At 36.8% G+C, this 23437-nt stretch carries 20 protein-coding genes, 1 tRNA gene, 1 rRNA gene and 1 riboswitch; of the genes, 1 reads left to right on the top strand and 21 read right to left on the bottom strand.

What is annotated here, in order from left to right:
- The 20 genes from WMO42_RS13225 to raiA form a co-directional block, all read right to left on the bottom strand.
- Window positions 1–77, bottom strand: a 16S ribosomal RNA gene (locus tag WMO42_RS13225); the annotation flags it as partial.
- Between the two features lie 458 nt (window positions 78–535).
- Window positions 536–621: transfer RNA gene (locus WMO42_RS13220), tRNA-Ser, on the bottom strand.
- Window positions 622–1033: 412 nt separating this feature from the next.
- Window positions 1034–1771 carry a 2-C-methyl-D-erythritol 4-phosphate cytidylyltransferase gene (gene ispD, locus WMO42_RS13215; protein ID WP_022503033.1) on the bottom strand — a complete coding sequence of 246 codons (738 nt, stop codon included), beginning with the start codon at window positions 1769–1771 and terminating at the stop codon, window positions 1034–1036.
- Window positions 1768–2799 (bottom strand): tRNA (adenosine(37)-N6)-threonylcarbamoyltransferase complex transferase subunit TsaD, encoded by a 1032-nt coding sequence (gene tsaD / locus WMO42_RS13210; RefSeq protein ID WP_022503034.1) that lies wholly within the window; start codon window positions 2797–2799, stop codon window positions 1768–1770. Before tsaD ends, ispD begins: the two co-directional genes overlap by 4 nt.
- A 182-nt stretch (window positions 2800–2981) precedes the next feature.
- Entirely contained in the window at window positions 2982–3566 is a 585-nt protein-coding gene (locus tag WMO42_RS13205) for a DUF6715 family protein (protein ID WP_022503035.1), read from the bottom strand.
- A gap of 3 nt (window positions 3567–3569) precedes the next feature.
- Window positions 3570–4484 carry a ribonuclease Z gene (locus tag WMO42_RS13200; RefSeq protein WP_055177292.1) on the bottom strand — a complete coding sequence of 305 codons (915 nt, stop codon included), beginning with the start codon at window positions 4482–4484 and terminating at the stop codon, window positions 3570–3572.
- Window positions 4485–4512: 28 nt separating this feature from the next.
- Complete coding sequence (rimI, locus tag WMO42_RS13195) at window positions 4513–4950, bottom strand: ribosomal protein S18-alanine N-acetyltransferase (RefSeq protein WP_022503037.1); 438 nt, start codon at window positions 4948–4950, stop codon at window positions 4513–4515.
- 2 nt (window positions 4951–4952) lie between these two features.
- Window positions 4953–5654 carry a tRNA (adenosine(37)-N6)-threonylcarbamoyltransferase complex dimerization subunit type 1 TsaB gene (gene tsaB, locus WMO42_RS13190; RefSeq protein ID WP_349192512.1) on the bottom strand — a complete coding sequence of 234 codons (702 nt, stop codon included), beginning with the start codon at window positions 5652–5654 and terminating at the stop codon, window positions 4953–4955.
- A gap of 1 nt (window position 5655) precedes the next feature.
- Window positions 5656–6093: a tRNA (adenosine(37)-N6)-threonylcarbamoyltransferase complex ATPase subunit type 1 TsaE gene (gene tsaE / locus WMO42_RS13185; RefSeq protein WP_022503039.1), complete on the bottom strand. Its 438-nt coding sequence runs from the start codon at window positions 6091–6093 to the stop codon at window positions 5656–5658.
- A gap of 12 nt (window positions 6094–6105) precedes the next feature.
- A complete protein-coding gene (locus tag WMO42_RS13180) occupies window positions 6106–6678 on the bottom strand; it encodes a YcxB family protein (protein WP_116444176.1) in 573 nt (190 codons plus the stop codon).
- Window positions 6679–6784: 106 nt separating this feature from the next.
- Complete coding sequence (locus tag WMO42_RS13175; protein WP_349192510.1) at window positions 6785–9103, bottom strand: Tex family protein; 2319 nt, start codon at window positions 9101–9103, stop codon at window positions 6785–6787.
- 269 nt (window positions 9104–9372) lie between these two features.
- Window positions 9373–9846, bottom strand: coding sequence for a hypothetical protein (locus WMO42_RS13170; protein WP_022503042.1), 474 nt, complete (start codon window positions 9844–9846; stop codon window positions 9373–9375).
- A 32-nt stretch (window positions 9847–9878) separates the two neighbouring features.
- Complete coding sequence (locus tag WMO42_RS13165; protein WP_055177283.1) at window positions 9879–11198, bottom strand: aspartate kinase; 1320 nt, start codon at window positions 11196–11198, stop codon at window positions 9879–9881.
- A 157-nt stretch (window positions 11199–11355) separates the two neighbouring features.
- Window positions 11356–12579 carry a homoserine dehydrogenase gene (locus WMO42_RS13160; protein WP_055177280.1) on the bottom strand — a complete coding sequence of 408 codons (1224 nt, stop codon included), beginning with the start codon at window positions 12577–12579 and terminating at the stop codon, window positions 11356–11358.
- An 88-nt stretch (window positions 12580–12667) separates the two neighbouring features.
- The gene (locus WMO42_RS13155) at window positions 12668–13117 is read right to left on the bottom strand and encodes an ACT domain-containing protein (RefSeq protein WP_055177278.1); all 450 of its coding nucleotides are present in this window, start codon (window positions 13115–13117) and stop codon (window positions 12668–12670) included.
- 481 nt (window positions 13118–13598) lie between these two features.
- A riboswitch (cyclic di-GMP riboswitch) is annotated at window positions 13599–13742 on the bottom strand.
- A gap of 59 nt (window positions 13743–13801) precedes the next feature.
- Entirely contained in the window at window positions 13802–15421 is a 1620-nt protein-coding gene (gene malQ / locus WMO42_RS13150; protein ID WP_349192509.1) for a 4-alpha-glucanotransferase, read from the bottom strand.
- A gap of 42 nt (window positions 15422–15463) precedes the next feature.
- A complete protein-coding gene (locus tag WMO42_RS13145) occupies window positions 15464–15940 on the bottom strand; it encodes a chemotaxis protein CheW (protein WP_022503047.1) in 477 nt (158 codons plus the stop codon).
- 57 nt (window positions 15941–15997) lie between these two features.
- On the bottom strand, window positions 15998–17122 hold the full coding sequence (prfB, locus tag WMO42_RS13140; protein WP_022503048.1) for a peptide chain release factor 2: 1125 nt from the start codon (window positions 17120–17122) through the stop codon (window positions 15998–16000).
- 310 nt (window positions 17123–17432) lie between these two features.
- The gene (secA, locus tag WMO42_RS13135; RefSeq protein WP_055306820.1) at window positions 17433–20000 is read right to left on the bottom strand and encodes a preprotein translocase subunit SecA; all 2568 of its coding nucleotides are present in this window, start codon (window positions 19998–20000) and stop codon (window positions 17433–17435) included.
- Window positions 20001–20306: 306 nt separating this feature from the next.
- Entirely contained in the window at window positions 20307–20837 is a 531-nt protein-coding gene (gene raiA, locus WMO42_RS13130; RefSeq protein WP_022503050.1) for a ribosome-associated translation inhibitor RaiA, read from the bottom strand.
- 632 nt (window positions 20838–21469) lie between these two features.
- Between raiA and WMO42_RS13125 the strand changes: the two genes are divergently transcribed.
- A complete protein-coding gene (locus tag WMO42_RS13125; protein WP_055306821.1) occupies window positions 21470–22210 on the top strand; it encodes an SDR family NAD(P)-dependent oxidoreductase in 741 nt (246 codons plus the stop codon).
- Between the two features lie 21 nt (window positions 22211–22231).
- Here the strand turns inward: WMO42_RS13125 and WMO42_RS13120 are convergent, their stop codons facing one another.
- Entirely contained in the window at window positions 22232–23398 is a 1167-nt protein-coding gene (locus WMO42_RS13120; protein ID WP_022503052.1) for a cation diffusion facilitator family transporter, read from the bottom strand.
- Between the last annotated feature and the right edge of the window lie 39 nt (window positions 23399–23437).

Below are 23437 nucleotides of genomic sequence, written 5' to 3'. Positions count from 1 at the left end.
TAAATGCTTCGTTCGACTTGCATGTGTTAAGCACGCCGCCAGCGTTCATCCTGAGCCAGGATCAAACTCTCATAAAAAGTTTGCCTTGTCAGTTACAAACTAACTAGCTTAATAATAGTTTCCTTATACTGTGTTTAAGGATTCATTCAATTGCTTGAATGATGTTCACAAAAGATGTATACTTAATTCTATTGAATTCTGTACTCATCTCGAAATTCTAAAAAGAATTTTCAAGGTTGTCTTTCTGTTCAGTTATCAAAGTTCATTATTAAGAAGCGTTTGCTTCTTATCTGTTAGCAACCAGCGTTTCTCGCTGACAGCTATGATAGAATAACATTTTGTTTGATGTTTGTCAACAAGTTTTTTTAAACTTTTTAACTTTAGTTTCTATATTGTTGGTATTGTACTAATGTGTACTCACATTGTATCAGATGCCTTCAATATATAATCAATTATGTTATCCGTTCCATCACCAGCAGTTACCTGCAAGCTTTGGCATAAAAAAACCATCTAAGTTATGATAGATGGTTTTCAGCGGAGAGGATGGGATTCGAACCCATGCGCCCGTGAAGACAAACGGTTTTCAAGACCGCCCCGTTATGACCACTTCGGTACCTCTCCATATTCCACATATTCATCTGTGTTTTGTTCGTCTCGCTGACGACTTAGTTATATTATCATTCGTATTATGTTTTGTCAACACATTTTTCAAACTTTTTTAAACTTTTTTATGTTTTTCATCTTCAATACCATTTTACAAGCTTCAAAAGTGGCTATTTCACTGGGTTTCAGACCAATATTTCCATTTCAGCTTTCCAATCTGTTTTCAGAGATACCAATGCAAAAAGACTGATAAAAATAATATAAATCTATATATCTGCTAAACACCTTAAGACAAATCCTGAAGGCAGGCTGGTGAAACAATATAAATCTATATATTATAATTAATATATAACACATAATAATCAATACATAATACTATACCACTACATATTACCATATCACTACATATTGTCTGGCACAGGTAATTTGCCTATGCCTTTAAAAATATCCTTGCTATGTCCATATCTTCTGGCGTTGTTACTTTTATATTCTTATAGTCTGCCATTGTCATTTTCACAGTCCTATCCATATAGTGCTCCACAACCATAGCATCATCTGTTATGTTGCCTGCTGTCGTATCATTATACAGCCTTTCGTATGCTTCTTTTATAAGACCAGCTTCAAACACCTGTGGTGTCTGTATCTGCCACAGTGTGCTCCTATCTGGTGTATTAACAGACATTCCAGCTTTATCAGCCACCTTTATTGTATCTTTTACCGGTACTGCTGCCACACACGCTTTATATTCCATTACATCCTGCATACAATTATATATTATCTGTGCAGTTACGCAGGGTCTTGCCCCATCGTGGATAAATATATAGTCCTCGCCTGATAACCATTCTTCATCCCTTGATAACTGCCCAGCCCCACTGCTCATCAGTGTTTGTATAAGCTCAAGTCCTGAATGTACAGAGTCGTAGCGTTCTTTGCCGCCCAAGGCTATACCTGCTATCTTTTTATAGCCATTTTCTTTAACAAGGGCTTTCATATAACCTGTATAGTCTTGGGATGTGACAATTATTATAGCATCTATAAACGGACTTTTCTCAAATACATCAAGGCTGTAGCTTATCAAAGGCTTTCCACCAACCACAAGGAACTGCTTTGGTATCTCACTATTCATTCTGGTTCCCTTACCACCAGCAAGAACTATAGCGCAATTCATATTCGTTCTCCTAATTTAAGGTTAGGTACTGCATTAAGGTCATATCCATGTCTTGTACCTGCCATATACTCATAATAAGCTGCACAACCAATCATAGCTGCGTTATCCGTACATAATATTGGTGATGGTGAATAGAACTTGATATTGTTCTTATCGCACTCTTCTGATAATGCTTTTCTAAGTGCAGAATTAGACGCAACTCCTCCTGCTACTGCAAGCTGGTTCATTCCTGTTTCTTTAGCAAGACTGATTGCTCTTGTTACAAGTGCTTCTACAACAGCTTTCTGGAATGAAGCCGCCACATCTGCCCTGTTAATTGTCTCACCTTTCATCTCCGCTGAATTAATGTAATTTAACACTGACGATTTAATTCCACTGAACGAAAAATCATATGGTGCATCATCAACATGTGCTCTTGGGAATACTATAGCATCAGGATTGCCCTCTTTAGCTATTTTATCAATCTTTGGTCCGCCAGGATAGCCAAGCCCTATTGCTCTTGCAACCTTGTCAAATGCTTCTCCTGCCGCATCATCTCTTGTTCTTCCTATTATCTCGTATCTGCCATAATCAACAACCTTTACAAGATGTGTATGTCCACCTGATACTACAAGTGCAACAAATGGTGGTTTAAGCTCTTTATTCTCTATATAATTAGCCGCAATATGTCCTTCTATATGATGAACTCCTACCAATGGCTTGTCTGTTGCAAATGCTATAGCTTTAGCTTCTGCCACACCTACAAGTAAAGCACCAACAAGCCCTGGTCCATATGTTACTCCTATAGCTGTTATGTCATCTAATGTAACATCTGCTTCTTTAAGAGCTTCTCGTATTACCGGATTAATATTCTCTATATGCTTTCTTGATGCTATTTCAGGCACAACTCCACCATATTCAGTATGAATTGCTATCTGAGTATTTATTACATTTGATAATACTGTTCTTCCGTTCTTTACTACTGCAGCTGCAGTTTCATCACAAGAACTCTCTATTGCCAGTATCAGTACATCTTTCTCATTTTTCATTGAATTACCTCTCATCTGCCCAAAAATACCTTCTATATATTGATTAATCAATAATTGAATCGTCCAAAATTCTGCTTATAACCATTAAAATTGAACTTAAATATATTAAAATCATACTCAATCCATTAAGATTATACCTAATTTATTAATTTCAAGCTTAATCCATTAAAGTCTAACTAAAATCAGCTTAAATCCACTGAGTCCACTAATTCCCAGTAAAGTATCTTCCATTTACCTGAGTTATCTCTTCTAAGCGTGAATTTAGTGCCTGATGTTCTTAGCTGTGTGCCTTCACGAATATAGTATACAAGCTCTATAGAAGCATACTCTCTGTTGTTAAATTTGGTATATCTGGTATTATTAGCCGTCTGTATATTAAAACTGCTTATTTTGGCATTATTATTTCTGTAAATGCTTATATCTTCTTTTAAAGCACTTAAAAATTCATCTTCTGTCTGGGTATTCTTTAATTCGTCATCAAATAATATGCGTGCCTGTCTGCCAAGCTTTTCTATATTCTCTTCTGACACATCAGACTCATAATAAGCTTTTGTTATTCTTGCATACAATTTTACAACATCTCTTACTGACTCTGGATAGTTATCTTCAATATTTCTGGATACAAGATATGACAACTCACTATTACTATCTGCAACAGACTCTGTTGCATCCTTATCTGCTGGTTTATTGGCAAGATAATAATAGTACGCAACACCCATAACCGCTAATACAATAATCGCAATTATCCATCTTAAATGTTTTTTCATAGGCTACTCCTCATCTTCAAACGTAAGTGTCACGCTCTGTCCATCTTTAGCCGCACATACATTTGAATATACAGACTTGATATTCTTTACATAATCTGACGGACGGACAAGCGATGGACTATAGTGTGTAAGCCACATTTCCTTAACTTCTGCTTTCCTTGCTATATCTGCCGCCTCATAAAATGTCATATGCTTATATTCCCTAGCCTTTGCCTCTTTATCTTTTTCTCCATACATACCTTCACATATGAATAAATCTGAACCTGCTGCATTATCTACTATTGACTGCACAGGTCTTGTATCAGTACAGTAAGTAAGCTTAATACCCTTTCTTGGTGCTCCCATAACCATATCAGGAGTATATGTAACCCCTTCCATAGTAACTTCTTCACCATGCTGTAACTTATTCCAGACCCTGCACGGAATACCCAGCTCTTTCGCCTTATCAGCATTGAATTTGCCTATTCTCGGAATATTAATTGAGTATCCATAACAGGTAACTGCGTGGTTTACACGGAATGCATCAATCTCATAGCCCTTGACTGATAAATGTTCCTGCTGCCCTGTCAGTTCTATCGTCTTTATTTCAAATGGAAGCTCCGGTGCAATAACTCTCAATGCTGACACTACTCTGTTAAGTCCCTTAGGGCCTACAAGCGTCAATGGCTCTTTCCTGTCAGAATTGCCTATTGTAAGCAGCAGACCCGGAAGTCCGCTTATATGGTCAGCGTGGTAATGTGTAAAGCATATAACATCTATCGGATTATAGCTCCATCCTTTTTCTTTGATAGCTATCTGTGTTCCCTCACCACAGTCTATTAAAAGACTGCTGCCGTTATAGCGTGTCATTAAAGATGTAAGCCATCTTCCCGGCAAAGGAAGCATTCCGCTTGTTCCTAATAAACATACATCTAACATATCGTCTCCTTCCATCTTGTTAATAATATTATGATTTGGACATAACTATTGCATCTTCAACCGGCTTTTCATAAAATCTCTTTCTTACACCGATTGGAGAATAACCTAATTTCTCATAAAGCCTCTTGGCTGCTTCATTGCTCTGTCTTACTTCAAGAAAGAATATAGTCACATCTTTTAATCTTGCCCGTCTTTCAAGCTCCTTAAGAAGTGCTTCTGCAACACCACTCCTTCTATATGAAGGAGAAACCGCAATATTGGTTATGTTGCCCTCTCCTAACACAGTCCACATACCACAGTAACCTGCTATCTCTCCTGTACACTCACATACAAGATATACATTTTCTGGTGTATTAGCTGCATCTGCAAAGGATTTAGCCGACCACGGAAGGGAAAATATACTTTTTTCTATCTGTTCAACTGTTGAAATATCTCTGTCTTCCATTGGTCTTATATGATATTCCATAATTATGCCCTCTTCCCACTATGTTCTCTTTCAGCCTGTGATGGACGAAGATAATCTGGCTTTAACATATCTGATCCGATTGTCTTTCCCTCATTAGCCATATCAATAGCTGCAAGGGCAACCGATGAAGCCCTCTGTGTCCTTAAACCGGCTGGGCTGAATGTGTAATTGCAGGTAAGATTATCCTTAAAATAGTCCTTAGCTGCCTCTATTCCATCTCCAACGAACACAACCTTTTCTTTTACTTCATTAAGGATTCCTGCAAGCTCTCCATATGATATAAGGCACTGTTCGTGGACAGTTATAAGCTTTCCATTCTTAAAACGGTAAAGACCACTATACAGATGTGCCCTTCTTGCATCCATAACAGGACATATAATCCTGTCATCACCATAAAAGTTGTATGCCATAGCTTCAAGCGTAGGAACTGCCACCATTGGTTTATCAAGTGCAAGTGCAAGACCCTTCCCTGTCGCCGCACCAATTCTTAAACCCGTAAATGAACCCGGACCATTGGATACTGCAATTATATCGCAGTCCGCCGCATCATTTTCTGTCATACGGCATATTTCATCTATCATAGGAAGCAATGTCTGGGAATGTGTCTTTTTATAATTAATTGTATATTCTGCAATAAGCGTATCTTCCGTCATAATTGCAACAGAAGCTGTTACAGCAGAACTTTCAATTGCCAAAACCTTCATACTAATCCTCCATTTCTTTAGTGGCTACTTCTACCTTTCTGTAATCAAAACCTTTTGATAAATCTTTACTTATTGAGATATATGTTGTATTGTCCGGAAACAGCTCATCTATAAGCTTTCCCCATTCAACAAGGCACACTCCGTCTGAGTAAAAGTATTCTTCATATCCTATTTCGTCCATTTCTGACACATCACTTATTCTGTATACATCAAAATGGTATAATGGAATACGTCCTTGTGTATATTCCTGTACTATTGTGAAAGTCGGACTATTAATAGGTTCTTCTATTCCAAGGCCCTTGGCAAAGCCTTGTGTAAATACTGTCTTACCAACTCCAAGCTCGCCGTCAAGACAATATATATCTCCTGCCTTTGCCTCACAGCCAAGCTTATAGCCAAGTTCATATGTCTGCTTTGAATCAAATGTCTCTATTATCATATTTAATTCCTTTTATGCTGCTTTATTCATTTTCTTAACATCAACTTTTATCTGGAATGGCTTAAGATGTTGCTGTGCCATTCTTATAAACTCATCTGCCCTGCCGTTAAAATCCCTTACAGGAATAATATTGGCATTGACTGTTGTCATATAAACATCGATATTAGCACCATCAAATTTAATCTTGTAAATCTTGTCCCAGCCAAGTGTTTCTGTTACATCATTAAGACTCACAGTTATGCCTTTATTATCTATTCTATAATGCACCTGCTCCTTAAATGTAACAACCTTTTCCATCTGTCTTTTAGCCCTGTGCTTCATATCAACCGATGGGAACACAAGAAAGAATACACCAAACACACCTACCATAAGTGAATATGAAGCGTTAACCCTGCCTATTGATATAACACAGAGAACTATCATTATCAGGGCCAGCATTATCTCTGCCATACCTGATATTGTGTGATACTTATGATAAAACTTAAATCTAAGTAAATCCTTTTCTGTGACCTTGCTGTCAAATTCTATTACATTATTGTCTGCATTATTATCTTTTGCATTATCATTCATAATATTATCAGCCATACACCTTCTCCTTAACAAAACGCATTCCAATCATCTTAAATTTCAACCTGCCTATAAGCCTGTTTACGGCTTTCTGTATACTTTCTTTGCTGTCAGTGCAGGATAATTAGTGCATAAACTTCTCAAGGCCTCTTAAATTAAGTCCCTGCTGTTTAGATGACTTTCTGCCAGCATTATTTTTATTATTCCTGCTGCCATTATTCTTATTATTCTTCTTGTCGCCATTCTTGTCTGAATTGTTCTTATAGCTTCTATTGGAAGCTTCCTTTTCATCTAAAATCATAGATAATGATATTCTGCCCTTGTTAGTATCAACATCTATAACCCTGACATCTACAATATCTCCAACGCTCACAATATCAAGGGGGTGTTCAACTCTTCTTTCTGCGCTCATCTGTGAAATATGTACAAGTCCGTCCTGATGTACTCCGATATCGACAAATGCACCGAAATCTATAACATTTCTTACTGTACCTTTAAGTATCATACCCGGTGTAAGATCTTTCATATCAAGAACATCTTTTCTAAGTATTGGCTTTGGCATTTCATCTCTTGGATCTCTTCCCGGCTTTTCAAGCTCTTTAACTATATCCTCTAAAGTCATAGTTCCAATTCCAAGTTCGTCTGCAAGTTTGCTCATATTTTCAATCCTTGATTTAAGCCCGATAAGTTCTCCTGAGCTTATCTGATTAATATCATAGCCCATAACTTTTAAAAGCTTAGCAGCTGCTTCATAGCTTTCTGGGTGAACGCTTGTTGCATCAAGAGGATTATCACCGCCTGTTATTCTCATAAATCCTGCACACTGTTCAAATGCCTTAGGTCCTAACTTGGCAACCTTTAAAAGCTGCTTTCTGTTAGTGAATCTTCCGTTAGTTTCCCTGTAATCAATTATGTTCTTGGCAACTGACTTAGATATTCCAGAAATGTATTCAAGAAGTGAAGCTGAAGCTGTATTAAGATCTACACCAACCTTATTAACGCTGTCTTCAACTACTCCTCCAAGCGTCTCACTTAACTTCTTCTGGTTCATATCGTGCTGATACTGTCCTACACCTATTGATTTAGGATCAATTTTAACAAGCTCTGCAAGTGGATCCTGCACTCTTCTTGCTATTGATACGGCACTTCTTTGGTTCACATCAAAATCAGGGAATTCTTCTGTAGCAAGCTTACTTGCCGAATATACAGATGCTCCTGCCTCATTAGTTATAACATAATCTACGCCTGCAAGATTATATTCCTTTATCATATCTGAGATTATCTGTTCTGACTCTCTTGAAGCAGTACCATTTCCACAAGATATAAGTGTAACACCATATTTCTTAATAAGGTCTGCTACTATTTTCTTAGTCTCCTCAACCTTGTTAAATGGCTCTGTTGGATATACAACCTTAGTTGCAAGCACCTTTCCTGTGGCATCAACTATAGCAAGTTTACAGCCATTTCTAAAGCCCGGATCCCAGCCTAACACAACCCTGCCTGCTATTGGTGGCTGCAATAAAAGCTGCTCTAAGTTCTTTCCGAACACCTTGATAGCCCCGTCCTGTGCATTATCTGTCAATGTGCTTCTTATCTCTCTTTCTATTGCTGGTGCAATAAGTCTGTCGTAAGAGTCTTCTATACATGCTGTAAGATATGGTGTTGTAAATTCATTATCTGCTGTTATCTCCTGCTTAGCAAGATATCTTAATATTCTGTCCTTAGGTGCTTCGACCTTTACTGTTAAGAACTTCTCGCTCTCTCCTCTGTTGATAGCAAGTATTCTGTGTCCTGGAATAGAGGCTATAGCTTCATTGTAATCATAGTAATTCTCATATACCGAGTCTGCATTTTCGTCCTTGGCAGTTACTACAAGCTTGCCCTCTTTAAATGTTATATCTCTTATATATGTCCTGTAATCAGCGACATCTGATATCTGCTCTGCAATTATATCAAGTGCTCCTGCAACAGCTTCATCTGCCGAATTTACTTCCTTACCTTCTTCATCAGATATATACTTAGCAGCTTCTGTTAATATATCTTTAACAGCATTCTGTTCTTTAATATAAGCTGCTAATGGCTCAAGACCTTTTTCCTTGGCAATAGTTGCTCTTGTTCTTCTCTTCTGCTTATATGGTCTATATAAATCCTCGACTAAAACCATAGTTTCAGCCTTTATAATCTGTTCCTTTAACTCCTCCGTGAGCTTTCCTTGCTCCTCTATACTTGCTATAACCTGTGTCTTTCTATCCTCAAGATTACGAAGATATTTAAGTCTGTCATCAAGAGCACGGAGCTGTTCATCGTTCAATGCACCCGTAACTTCCTTTCGGTATCTTGCAATAAATGGTATTGTGCAGCCCTCATCAATAAGCTTGACTGCTGCATCTACCTGTGATGTCTTAACTTCAAGTTCTTCCGCAATTTTCTTAATAATATCCATTATTAAACTCCATTCAACTATATATTTATAATAATTATCTAACGATTAATTATACCAATTGAGCAATCTATTATCAAGCCACATTAAATTGTAAGCCTTAAATGAAAAAGCACCATATAAGCAATATCTTATTATACCGTGTATACAGTATGATTTAAGATACAGCTTATATGGTGCTGTTTTATGCCGTTTGAGGCATTTTTTATTGTAAATATATTATCCCTTAATAAATATTTATCATTCCACCAATATTGGTTGTGAGCCTGTATTTACTTTATGTTCTTTTTTAACTGCTCAAGCTCATCATCAATATTCTTTACGCTTGATGAAACATCATCAGCTTTCTTATTTCCGCCTTTTCTGCCTTTGTCATCTGAGAAATTGCCAGCAAAAAGCACTTTTCCAACAAGTCCGGCACCGCCGAATATAAGAACAAGTATAAGTATCCAGTCATAGAGTGTCATTGCACTTAAATGTATATTAGTTGTCATAACAACTGATGCAATTATTATAATCGCCGCTAATACTGTAAATACCTTTGAGGCGAAATTCGCACCGCTGACAAACATCCATACTATGCCTATTATCAATGGCACAACTATTAAACCGGAAGAAAATCTTCCTCCACCGAATGAGAAAAAGCCTGAAAATACAATTACCTTCTGAGAGAATATATACAAGCCTACAACAAGCATTATTATGCCTGCAACAAACTGCATTAATTCATTCTTTGCTTCCTTCATATGTAAAACCCCCTTATATTATGTTTTATTTATTATTTGTTATTAGGAACAAATACATCATAAATAGTCTTAATAGCATCTTCAAAGTATCTGTTTCTTACACCAATAATAATATTAAGTTCACTAGAACCCTGATCAATCATCTTAATGTTAATCTTTGCCTTTGCAAGAGCCGAGAATATATTAGCTGCAAGACCTGAGTTATTTCTCATACCACGTCCAACAACAGCAATAAGTGAAAGATCTGATTCAAGTTCAATGCTATCTGGATTAACTGCTCTGTGTAGCTGTGCAAGAACCTTCTGTTCCTTCTCAACAAATTCATCCTGATGTACAAATACAGTCATTGTATCAATTCCTGATGGCATATGCTCAAATGATATTCCATTGTCCTCGAACACCTGAAGCACCTTACGTCCAAATCCTATCTCCGAGTTCATCATATCCTTATCAATTGTGATTGATACAAAACCTTTCTTACCTGCAATACCTGTAATTATGCAGTCTGGCTTGTTACAAGTTGTCTCAACAATCATTGTACCCTTATCCTGTGGTGCATTAGTATTACGGATATTGATTGGAATTCCTTCCTTTCTTACCGGGAATATTGCTGATTCGTGAAGAACTGTAGCACCCATATAAGAAAGTTCTCTTAATTCCTTGTATGTAATAACTTCAATTGATCTTGGATTGTCCACTATTCTTGGGTCTGCTGCAAGAAATCCTGATACATCTGTCCAGTTCTCGTATACATCAGCCTTTATTGCCCTTGCAACAATAGAACCTGTAACATCTGAACCACCTCTTGAGAATGTCTTAACTTCTCCGTTAGGCATAGCACCATAGAAGCCTGGAATTACAGCTTTCTCAACATTAGCTAATCTGTCAGCCATAACTTTGTTAGTCTTCTCACCATCAAATTCTCCTTCTGGGTCAAAGCAGATAACACTTGCTGCATCTATAAACTCATAACCAAGATAATTAGCCATTATTATACCATTGAGGTATTCACCCCTTGAAGCCGCATAGTCCTTGCCCGCCTTACTTTCAAAGTTCTTCTTGATAGTTTCAAACTGTTCCTTTAATGAAAGTTTTAAGCCAAGTCCTTTAATAATCTCATTGTATCTTTCTTCAATAGCCTTTAACTGCTTGTCAAAATTCTTTCCGGCTTCTGCCTCTGCATAACACTTATAGAGCATATCTGTTACTTTGGTGTCCTCTGAAAATCTCTTTCCTGGTGCAGATGGAACTACATATCTTCTGCTTTCCTCAGCTCTTATTATGTTACCAACCTTCTTAAACTGATCTGCACTTGCAAGTGAACTTCCACCGAATTTAACTACTTTAACCATTACTAATTCTCCCTTATAATTATATCTTAATTGTTTAGTATTTATACTCTAAATATCTCGGCATTCTTATATATTCAGCACTCTCATACTTTTAGCACTCTTATATATTCAGCACTTTCATATATCTATCATCTGACTATATTAACACCCATTGATATCACTGAAGCTTTGTATCGTCTATTCTTATTCTTGAAATCATATCTACATTAGCTGCTGCTTTATCAAATGCTTCTTCTGTCATCTTGTCGGTTATAAAGCCGAATTCATTATCAAGACCATCAACTGTGATAATCTCTACATCACCGAACTGTTCTTTAACCATAGCTGTATCAGAAGCATTACCTTTAACTCTTACAAAGAAGCTTCTGACTTCATCTCTGGTAGGTGCAAGTTCGAGCTTTTCATCATCCCAGATTACACAGACATTAGTTCCCTTATGTTTAACACAATCTATTATATCTCCAACTACAGCACTTGCTGTTGGAAGCTTTCCTGCACCAGCACCAAAGAACATAACATCGCCTACCATATTACCATTAACATATATTCCGTTAAGAACTCCATTTACATTGTAGAGCGGATGTGTTGTATCAATAAGGAATGGTGCTGTAATAGCATATACCTTTCCGTCTTTTCTGTAACTTGTTGCCAAAAGCTTTATAACGCTATTAAGTTTTCTGGCATATGCAAAATCTTCATTGGAAATCTTAGTAATTCCCTCTGTTGTTATCTCCTCAAAATTAACCGTCCTGCCATCTGCTAAAGAAGTAAGAATAGCTATCTTTCTACAGGCATCATATCCTTCAACGTCTGCCTCCGGATTTCTTTCAGCATAACCTAATGCCTGTGCTTCCTTTAACACTTCTTCATAAGAACTTCCATCATTACTCATCTTTGTAAGAATGTAATTAGTTGTTCCATTCATAATACCTGTAATCTTAGTTATCTCATCTGCTGTAAGTGCCTGATTAAGTGGTCTGATAATAGGAATTCCACCGCCTACTGATGCCTCGAACATAAAGTTAAGGCTGCGTTCCTTAGCCATAGCAAGAAGCTCTGCTCCGTGTGCCGCAACAAGCGCCTTGTTAGATGTACAGACACTCTTCCCAGCTTCAAGTGCTCTCTTAACAAATGTAAATGCCGGTTCAACACCACCCATAACTTCTACTACTACATCTATCTCATCATCATTAATAACAAGGTCTATATCGTGTACAATCTTTTCCTGAATTGGATCACCAGGGAAATCTCTTAAATCTAATACACTCTTTACCTCAATAGGCTGGCCTGCCTTTTTTGATATCGACTCTGCGTTCGCATCAAGTATCTCTACAACACCTGATCCAACAGTACCATAACCTAAAACTGCTATCTTCGCCATATTATCCTCCATTTAATCTTATTGTTCTTCATTATGCAGGTTCAAGAAACTAATATGTTCACTAATATATCAGTTCCCCACCAATATATTAAAGTGACGCATCACTGCTTAATATCTTTAAATATCTTACTCCGTTAAGCTGTTCAATCTCTTCTATCATCATAGAAGCATCACCTGTCGTTGGAAGTATCTCAACACTAAGCGTAAGAGAAGCAATGCCATTAACAGGAATCGTCTGGTGAATTGTAAGTATATTTGCCTTAAATTCTGCAACTTTCTTAAGCACAACTGATAAAAGCCCCGGTTCATCTTCCATTGATAATACAAATGTTATTGTCTTACCTTTAGAATTGTCCCTGAATGGAAATATATCATCTTTATACTTATAATAAGAGCTTCTGCTTATTCCCACTTTTTCTGTCGCATCTGCTATGGAGATATTCTGATTTTCTATAAGTCTGTTAGCTTCTGCTACCTTCAACAGTACCTCTGGAAGAGCTTTCTGCTTAACAACATAATACTTAATATTCTCTTTCATACTTCTCCTTATATATATAGTCCTGCTGCAGCAAATTGTTCATCTCAGAAAGACAATTGTGCTACGCACAAAGAATGGTATCATAAATTACACTTAATTGCAAGAGATTTTCTATTACAAAAAAGAATGTGCTTTGCACATTCCCGCGCCGAGCGTGGTCGCTTGCGCCAAATTGCATCTTCACGCGAGTGTGCATCACCAGCACATAGTGCCTTTATTGTAACAGGAAATTCTATAAGAATTTCCTGTTACAATAAAAATAACCCTCGCACAACGGGAGAGGAATGCGAGGGTTAGTATATAAAAATAATGCTTATGCATCATCTTTACCAGATATTAAACGCAAAACAAAAAGCACCCGTTACCGGATGCTTTAAATGTATACTTCATAATATATCAAACAGACCTTACTAACATCAGCCACGCTAATAATATTACAGGCAAATGTTAATTAAACCATTATAATAACTCAATGAATAAACAGTGCAACCGGCTGTCTTTCCTTAACATAAGCAATATTAATATTCCTGCTGGTGTTACCAGGCTGCCATATAAATACTGCTATAAAGGTGAGGACCCTTTGGCTTTGCGTCACAGCTTTTCAACTGCTTTGCTAAAATATTAACTTATGAAGTAGACTATATACATTTTACTTTTAATTGTAAATAGTACCTTAGTACCACATCATTTTCTTTCTCTGTCGAATACACTTGCCAGATATCTCATTGCATTAAGATGATCCCAGTTAAGCTGCCCTTTCTGCATACGCCATTTCCAGTTATTACCAAAGCTTGATGGGAAGTTCATTCTTGCTGAATTATCAAGCTTTAATATATCTTGAACAGCAAATATTGTAAGCACAGCAACACTTGAATATGCAGCTCTGAACACCATATCTACCATTCTGTACTTATCCCTTGTATCAAGATAATCAAATGCATAACCTAACTCGCCATCATTTCTGTCATTAAAAAATCCAAGAAGTGTTTCATTGTCGTGTGTTCCACCGTAGCATACACAATTATTAGTGTAATTATATGGAAGATGTGGATTCTTTCTGTCGCCACCAAATGCGAATTCAAGCACCTTCATTCCCGGATAATTATTATCCTTTAATATCTGGTCAACCTCCGGCATACATACTCCAAGATCCTCTGCTATTATCTTCTTATCGCCGATTGATTCATTAATAGCATCAAGAAGCTTCTGCCCTGGTCCCTGCTCATATGATCCCTGTCTTGCATCAGGCATTTCATATGGAATAGTATAATATTTAATAATACCAAGAAAATGGTCTATTCTTATAATATCATACAGGCGTGCAGAATTAGCCATTCTCATTCTCCACCATTCAAAATCACTGTTCTCCATCTTAGCCCAGTCATATAATGGATTGCCCCACTTCTGACCCATATCTGAAAATGCATCTGGTGGAACTCCTGCTACCTTTACCGGTGTGAGATTCTCATCAAGTTGGAATTCTGCCTGATTGGCCCATACATCAACACTGTCGTAGCCCATATATATAGGTATATCGCCAATTATCTCAATTCCGTTAGAATTAGCATATGCCTTTAACTTACCCCACTGTGTATAGAACTCATACTGGATAAAATTCCAAAATCCTATATCATCAGAAAGTTCGTCCTCATATCTTTGCATAGCCTCTGGTTCTCTGAACTTAATATCCCTGTCCCATTCTCCCCATGCTTTCTGGTTAAAATACTCTTTCAAAGACATAAACATTGCGTAATCCTTAAGCCAATATGCATTATCCTTAACAAAATTATCAAAACGCTTGTAAAGTGGAAGTCCCTTATCAAGGGTAAGCTTTGCTGAAACACATTTTCCCTTAAAACGCTCATATGCTTTTCTAAGTACATTAAATCTTTCATTATACATTTTCTCATAACTTACATATCGGTCATCACCAAGATAGCCGTCATGGTTGACTGGATATCGGTTATTGACCGCATCATCTTCTGACACCTCAACCGGTATTATTCCATCTCCCCAGTCAACTGCTATAACCTCTGATTTAAGAAGAAGTCCTTCTTCTATCAGCATATCCAGATCGACAAAATAAGGATTACCCGCAAACGCCGAATATGGCTGATAAGGACTGTCACCGTATGTTGTTGGTCCTACCGGAAGTACCTGCCAGTATTTATGATTGCTGTCCCTTACAAAATCCACAAACTCATAGGCATCTTTTCCTAATGTTCCTATTCCATAAGGTGATGGAAGCGAACTGATTGCCATAAGAATACCTGCATTTCTTTTAAATACATTGCTATTACCCATATACACTCCTTCTCGCTATACACTTAATTAACAGTTACTGTATTAGTCGTTCCTGCTCATCTGTTCAGCAAATTCCCTAACGCCCTGTGCTTCATCCTCTGATAATATCTTGTTAATATCAAGAAGAATAACTAAATCACCATCTACACTTGCAACTCTGTCAAGGTATTCTGTTTCCTCATTCTTAGCAAGTCTTGGCATATCAACAATCTTCTCTGCGTTAAGTTCACCAATTTCAAGAACCTCATCAACCTCAAGTGCTATCTTCATATCCGGAAGATTAACGATAACTGTATTATTACCCTTAGATTCAGCGGTATCATCCATAGAGAACTTCTTCTTAAGACTCATTACTGGTATTACTTCTCCTCTAAGATTAACAATTCCACTTATGTACTTCATAGCATTAGGAACTGGAACAACATCTACCTGTCTTTCAATTGACTGAACGAGGTTAATATCCACTCCAAACTTCTGACCTCCAAGTGTAAATACTACCGGTCTGATATAATCTGCCATAATTACTCCTTTCTTAATGCCACTGCATTTTATAGTTATTATAAATTAATTATCTCATTATTCTTCATCAGCTTTCTTTCCTGTCGATATCCAGTTAAGATATGCGTTAATAAATGGATCTATATTGCCATCTAACACACTTGCTGCATTACCAATATCTTTATTAGTTCTATGATCTTTTACCATTGTGTATGGCTGTAATACATAACTTCTTATCTGATTGCCAAAATTAATATCTTTAACATCACCTCTTATATCTGATGACTTCTGTGCATTTTCTTCCTGCTTCATCATATAAAGCTTTGCCTTTAACATCTGCATTGCCTTATCTTTATTCTGGTGCTGTGATCTCTCATTCTGGCACTGTACAACTATTCCTGTTGGAAGATGTGTAATTCTGATTGCTGATGATGTCTTGTTGATATGCTGTCCACCCGCTCCACTTGAACGATATGTATCAATTCTTAAATCATCATCATTAATCTGTATATCAATATCCTCATCTATATCAGGCATTACATCACACGATACGAAAGATGTCTGTCTCTTTCCGGCCGCATTAAATGGAGATATTCTTACAAGCCTGTGAACCCCATGTTCTGACTTAAGATGTCCATATGCATTATCTCCTGAAATCTCTATAGTAACAGACTTTATTCCAGCCTCATCGCCTTCAAGATAATCAATTGTCTGCGTTGAATAGCCGTGCTTTTCTGCCCATCGCGTATACATTCTAAAAAGCATCTGACACCAGTCACAGCTCTCTGTTCCGCCTGCTCCGGCATGTAATGTAAGTATTGCATTACATTTATCATATTCTCCTGAAAGAAGTGTCTCTGTCCTTATTGAGTCCATTTTCTCCTCGAATACAGTTATCTCATCTTCTATCTCAGAAATTAATGAGTCGTCCTGCATTTCATCTGCCATCTCAATAAGTGTATTAATATCCTCAAGCCCTGACTTTAAGCTGTTATAACCTTCAAATGAGTCCTTTAAAGTCTTAAGCTCTTTCATAGCCTTATTGGATTTATCTGGATCGTCCCAAAATCCGGGTGCTTCCATATCTGCTTCCAGTTCTTCTATTCTTTTCTTCTTACTGTCAAGGTCGAGCGACTGTTTTATATTCTCAATCTGTGCATCATACCCTGAAATCCTATATTTAAACTGATCTAATTCTACCACTATATACCTCTTTTATTAACTTACTTATTCTCTTATTAACGCTCTTGTTCACAGGCTCATTGCTATCCGTATATAATTACAAATCACCATTCTATATTAAGGTCCTATATTAAAAAAGGAGCTGCACACTATGTTAAACATTCCAAGTATTATGATTAAGTGTCAAAGCCTTAACTCTTTTAATATATTAACATAATATATTAACACTTACATCATATTATAATACCACAAAATGTCATATTCGCATAGTGTGACAGCCCCAATCCGTCAAATATTATAATCTATAAATTACTATATCACTTCCCGGACATTATGCCTGACGTCCACAACAATTCTTATACTTCTTCCCACTTCCACAAGGGCAGAGGTCATTAGGATAAATCTTCTTATCTGTACGTCTTACAGGTCCTTTTACAGAAGATCCTTCGTCTTTGTTAGTGCCTGTAACTTTAGCTACCTGCTCTCTTTCAACCTTTTCTTCTACCTGAATGTGCATAAGAAGTCTTACAGTATCTTCTGTAATAGCTCTTGTCATCTCATCAAACATATCATATCCCATCATCTTATACTGTACAACAGGATCTTTCTGTCCATATGCCTGAAGTCCAATTCCCTGCTTAAGCTGATCCATATCATCAATATGATCCATCCATTTTCTATCAATAACCTTAAGAAGAACAACTCGTTCAATCTCTCTTATTGTCTCTGGTTCTGGGAATAAAGCTTCCTTATCTTCATAGAATTTAACAGCTTTCTCTTTCAATGCATGAATAAGTTCATTCTTGTTCTTTATATTCTCATCATACGCAACTGGTGCTATAGGTATAGTTGGAAGTAAAAGCTCGTTAATCTCATCATAATTCCACTCATCAGCACTCTTATCTTCGCTGACACTTCTATTAACAACGCCCTCAACGAAATCAGTTATCATCTTCATAATTGAGTTACGCATACTCTCGCCATTAAGAACTCTCTTTCTCTCGGCGTACATAATCTCTCTCTGTTCATTCATTACCTGATCATATTCAAGCAAATGTAATCTTATTCCGTAGTTGTTAGTCTCAATCTTCTTCTGTGCTGTCTCAATAGCATTACTTAACAACTTATGCTCAATCTGGTCATTCTCACCAACACCTAATCTGTTAAATGTATTCATAAGAGTCTCCTGAGCGAATAATCTCATAAGATTATCTTCAAGAGATATATAAAATCTTGATTCACCTGGGTCACCCTGACGACCTGCACGACCTCTTAACTGATTATCAATTCGTCTTGACTCGTGTCTTTCTGTACCAATAATCTTAAGTCCTCCTGCCGCTCTTGCTTCCTCATCAAGCTTAATATCAGTACCACGTCCTGCCATATTAGTAGCTATTGTTACAGCTCCGTGCTTACCTGCATCGGCTACAATCTGAGCCTCAAGCTCGTGATACTTGGCATTAAGTACATTATGAGGTATTCCTCTTTTTCTAAGCATTTCACTTAAAAGTTCTGATGTATCAATTGTTATTGTACCAACAAGTACAGGCTGTCCTTTTTCGTGTGCCGCAATAACTTCTTCTACAACAGCATTGAACTTGCCCTTCATAGTCTTAAATACAGCATCATTATGGTCAATTCTTGCTATTGGCTTATTAGTAGGGACTTCTACAACGTCCATATTGTATATTCCCCTGAATTCCTTCTCTTCTGTAAGAGCAGTACCTGTCATACCGGCTTTCTTATCAAACTTATTAAAGAAATTCTGGAATGTAATAGTTGCAAGTGTCTTACTCTCTCTCTTAACCTTAACGTGTTCCTTAGCTTCAATAGCCTGATGAAGACCATCTGAATAACGGCGTCCTGGCATAATACGTCCTGTAAATTCATCTACAATAAGAACTTCATCATCTTTGACAACATAATCCTTATCCCTGAACATAAGATAATGTGCTCTTAATGCAAGTGTTACATTGTGCTGTATTTCAAGGTTCTCAATATCAGCATAGTTATCAATATGGAAGAACTGTTCAACCTTATGGACACCCTGTTCTGTAAGATTAACAACCTTATCCTTCTCATTAACGATAAAGTCACCATCTTCCTCTATCTCTTCCTGCATCATAACCTGCATCTTAGTACGTTCACCATGGTAAGTACCCTTTACAAGCTGTCTTGCAAGTACATCACAAAGTTCATATAACTTAGTTGACTTGCCGCTCTGTCCTGAAATAATAAGAGGTGTACGTGCCTCATCAATAAGTACTGAATCGACCTCATCGATAATACAGTAATGAAGGTCACGGAGTACAAGCTGCTCCTTATATATAGCCATATTATCCCTAAGATAATCAAATCCAAGTTCATTATTAGTAACATATGTAATATCACTTGCATATGCCGCTCTTCTTTCATCATCTTTCATATCGTGAAGAACTATACCTACTGAAAGTCCAAGGAAATTGTGTACCTGTCCCATCCATTCAGCATCACGCTTAGCAAGATAATCATTAACTGTAACTACTAATACTCCCTTTTCTTCAAGTGCATTAAGATATGCCGGAAGTGTACATACAAGTGTCTTACCTTCACCTGTACGCATCTCTGCAATACGTCCCTGATGAAGAATAATACCACCGATAATCTGTACTCTGTAATGTTCCATCCCAAGAACTCTCTTGGCAGCTTCTCTTACAGTTGCATATGCTTCCGGAAGCAAATCATTCAAAGTCTCGCCTTTAGATAATCTTTCCTTGAATTCTTTAGTCTTTCCTTTAAGCTGTTCATCGCTTAACTTACCATATTCTTCCCTATAGCTTTCTACTTTATCAGCAATAGGATAAATTCTCTTTAACTCATGTTGACTATGTGTTCCGAATATTTTCTGAACTAAACCCATTACATACTCTCCTTACTTTACCTTTTCCACACTACGAAAAGCTGAAATTATTGTAATTGTATCACCATTTATATAATTAGGCAAGCATCACCCATAACAAGAAAGAAGTGCAGATATACTAAGATACTGCACTTCTTTTAGATAATCTTTAATTAATTAAATTACTATAAACATATACCTTATAATTAATGTAAATTCATCAACTATATCTAATATAGTACATTACATATAATTCATTAATCACACCATAAAGACTTGAATATAATTATATAAATCAACTATAATTCATAATCAGCTGCATTATAATTAGTCAAGTTCTGGCTCTATAAGACCATATGTATTGCCTTTTCTCTTGTATACAACATTAACTTCTTCTGTCTCTGAGTTGAAGAATACATAGAAATTATGACCTAATAATTCCATCTGGACACATGCCTCTTCAGGATCCATTGGTTTGATACCAAATCTCTTAGTTCTTATAATCTTAACCTCATCTGTTGGCTCATATTCATTCTCTACATATTCCTTGGCAAATGCGGCTTCATTATGATGCTTATCTACAATCTTGTTCTTATACTTCTTTAACTGTCTCTCAATTACTTCCTCAACAAGATCTATAGACACATACATATCACTGCTTACCTGTTCACTTCTTATAATGTTACCTTTAACAGGTATTGTAACTTCTATCTTCTGCCTTTCTTTCTCAACACTTAATGTTACATTGACTTCTGTCTCTGGTGCAAAAAATCTATCCAGCTTACCTAACTTTTCCTCCACTGCTGATCTTAAACCATCTGTTACATCAATATTTCTTCCTGTAATAATAAAACGCATGATGTCCAACTCCTTCTATCACTTTATTATCGTGTTGCCTGATCAAGGAATGTTGCCAATTCAATTGTGCTTCATTGTGCTTCACGACTTTTGATAATGTTATTATAACACAATTTCACATTTAGACAAGTAAGTTCACACAATTTACAGATATTTTATTAATTTAGTAGTCAAAGAGCCGTGAACCCCCTGTAATACTGGCATTTCAAATGTCAAGCACTAATACTGGTATTTTTTTAACAATTTAAAATTTTGTATAATTGAACAAAACATTTATTCTATTATCCACGATATAATCCACAGTGTTTATCCCCATATCAAATTGTGGATAATGTGGATAACTCGGTGTATAACTATTTTTCTAAGCAATTCCACACTTTTTATCTGTGGATAACTTCTTGATTATCTGTCAATTTGTGTCGAATAACTTTCTGAGTTTTTTGTAAGCATTTACAAATTTAGTAAGTATGCACAAATCATTAAATGTCAAGCTTGCCCAATGTATTTTTTTGATATAGAATGATAAATATAGTATATGCTCACATTTGCATTATTATGTTTAAATATCAGATTATTCTGACACAATAAGTGCTGATGTGTGCAAAAATCATTCATAGAAATGAGGATTTATTATGGAAACTAATGTATCCACTGTCATAGTGGTAACCGGTGCTTCACGCGGAATTGGCAAAGCTATTGCTTTAAGCCTAGCAGCACCTGATACAGCACTTATTATCAATTGTTCCAAAAGTGCTGGCAGGCTTGAACTTGTCAAAAAAGAAATTATTAAAAAGGGAGCATTGTGTGAAACCTTTGTCGGGGACGTCAGCAATTATTCAACAGTTAATGAAATGTTTGACCTCGCCATAAGCATTTATGGAAAAGTAAATGTTCTTATTAATAATGCAGGAATTGCATCTATAGGGCTATTTCAGGATATGACACCTGATATGTGGAATAATATAATGTCTGTCAATCTAAATTCTGTATACAACTGCTGCCATTTTGCAGTGCAGGATATGTTAAGACGTCATTGCGGAAAAATCATCAACATATCATCAGTGTGGGGCTTGTATGGTGCAAGCTGTGAAGTCGCCTACTCTGCTACCAAGGGGGCAATCAATTCTTTTACCAAAGCTTTAGCTAAAGAACTTGCGCCAAGTAACATACAGGTTAATGCAATAGCCTGTGGAGCTATAGACACTGAGATGAATGGACATTTAAGCCCTGAGGAGCTTCAAGAATTAGCAGAAGAAATTCCTTGTGGAACACTTGGCTCACCTTATGGGGTTGCCAATCTTGCAAAGCTTATTTTAAACTCCGACAACTACCTTACCGGACAGATAATACAATATGATGGAGGCTGGATATAATCCCAGTCTCCATCATTAATTTCAGAACATTTTCTTATCAACCTGTATTACTGCTCTCCAGTTCTCGTGCTTATCGCGGAGTGCATCTTTTATCCTGCTAACTATCTCATCGTCTTTCATATCAAATCCAAATGGAACTAACACATCAAATATAAGATTAGTTATATGTGGTCCTTTTATTGTTCTGAAATCATGCATGCTTATATCCGGTGATATATCATCAATTATCTCCTGAACAACCGCTTTCTGTTCATTAATAACCTCATCATCTGTTATTACAGGATCCATATGTATGCTTATAAAACAACCCATTCGTTTTTCTATGCGGCGTTCTGCCATATCCACACAGTCGTGTGCCACAAGAATATCCATATCTGCCGGAACTTCTGCGTGTACTGATACGAATACTCTTCCCGGTCCATAATTATGAACGATTAAATCGTGGACACCTATGATATGTTCGTCCTCTAATATTAATCTTTCCAGCTCCTTTACAAATTCCTTTGATGGCGGCTGGCCAAGAAGTGGCGAAAGCGTTTCTTTAGCTGCTTTAAATCCTGCTATTATTACAAATAATGCGACAAACGCTCCTGCATAGCCATCGATATCTACATTGGAAAACTGTGTAATAAGCACGCCGAACAATACAACGGTAGTGCTTATGCAATCTGATAAGCTGTCTGTTGCTGTGGCTTTCATTGCCGCAGAATCTACTTTATCTCCAAGCCGTTTGTTAAATTTAGCCATCCACATTTTTAAAAGAATAGAAAAAATCAGTATTATAATTGAAATAAAGCTGAATTCCAGAGGCTGTGGATTGAATATTTTCTCAACTGAGCTTCTTAACAGCTCAACACCCATTACAATAATGAGCATTGATACAATAAAGCCTGATATATACTCTATTCTTCCGTGCCCATATGGATGTTCCGAGTCCGCCGGCTTGGATGCAAGCTTAAAGCCCGCAAGTGTTACTATTGATGAACCTGCATCTGATAAGTTATTAATTGCATCTGCCATAATTGACAATGATGATGTAAGAAATCCAGCCGTAAGCTTTGTAAGAAACAGTACAATATTACATATAATTCCAACAATTCCTGCAAATATTCCATACTCCAGCCTTACTTTGGGATTTTTCGTATCTTTATAATTCTTAACAAATATTCTGCATAATACGTTAATCAACTCTGTTCCCCCTTTTTTATAAATCCACATAATAACTTG

This window comes from Lachnospira sp. CLA-JM-H23, assembly GCF_040096425.1.
Taxonomy (GTDB): Bacteria; Bacillota; Clostridia; order Lachnospirales; family Lachnospiraceae; genus Lachnospira; species Lachnospira rogosae.
The sequence above is the reverse complement of the archived record's forward strand: the minus strand, read 5'-3'. Positions and strand labels throughout refer to the sequence as shown.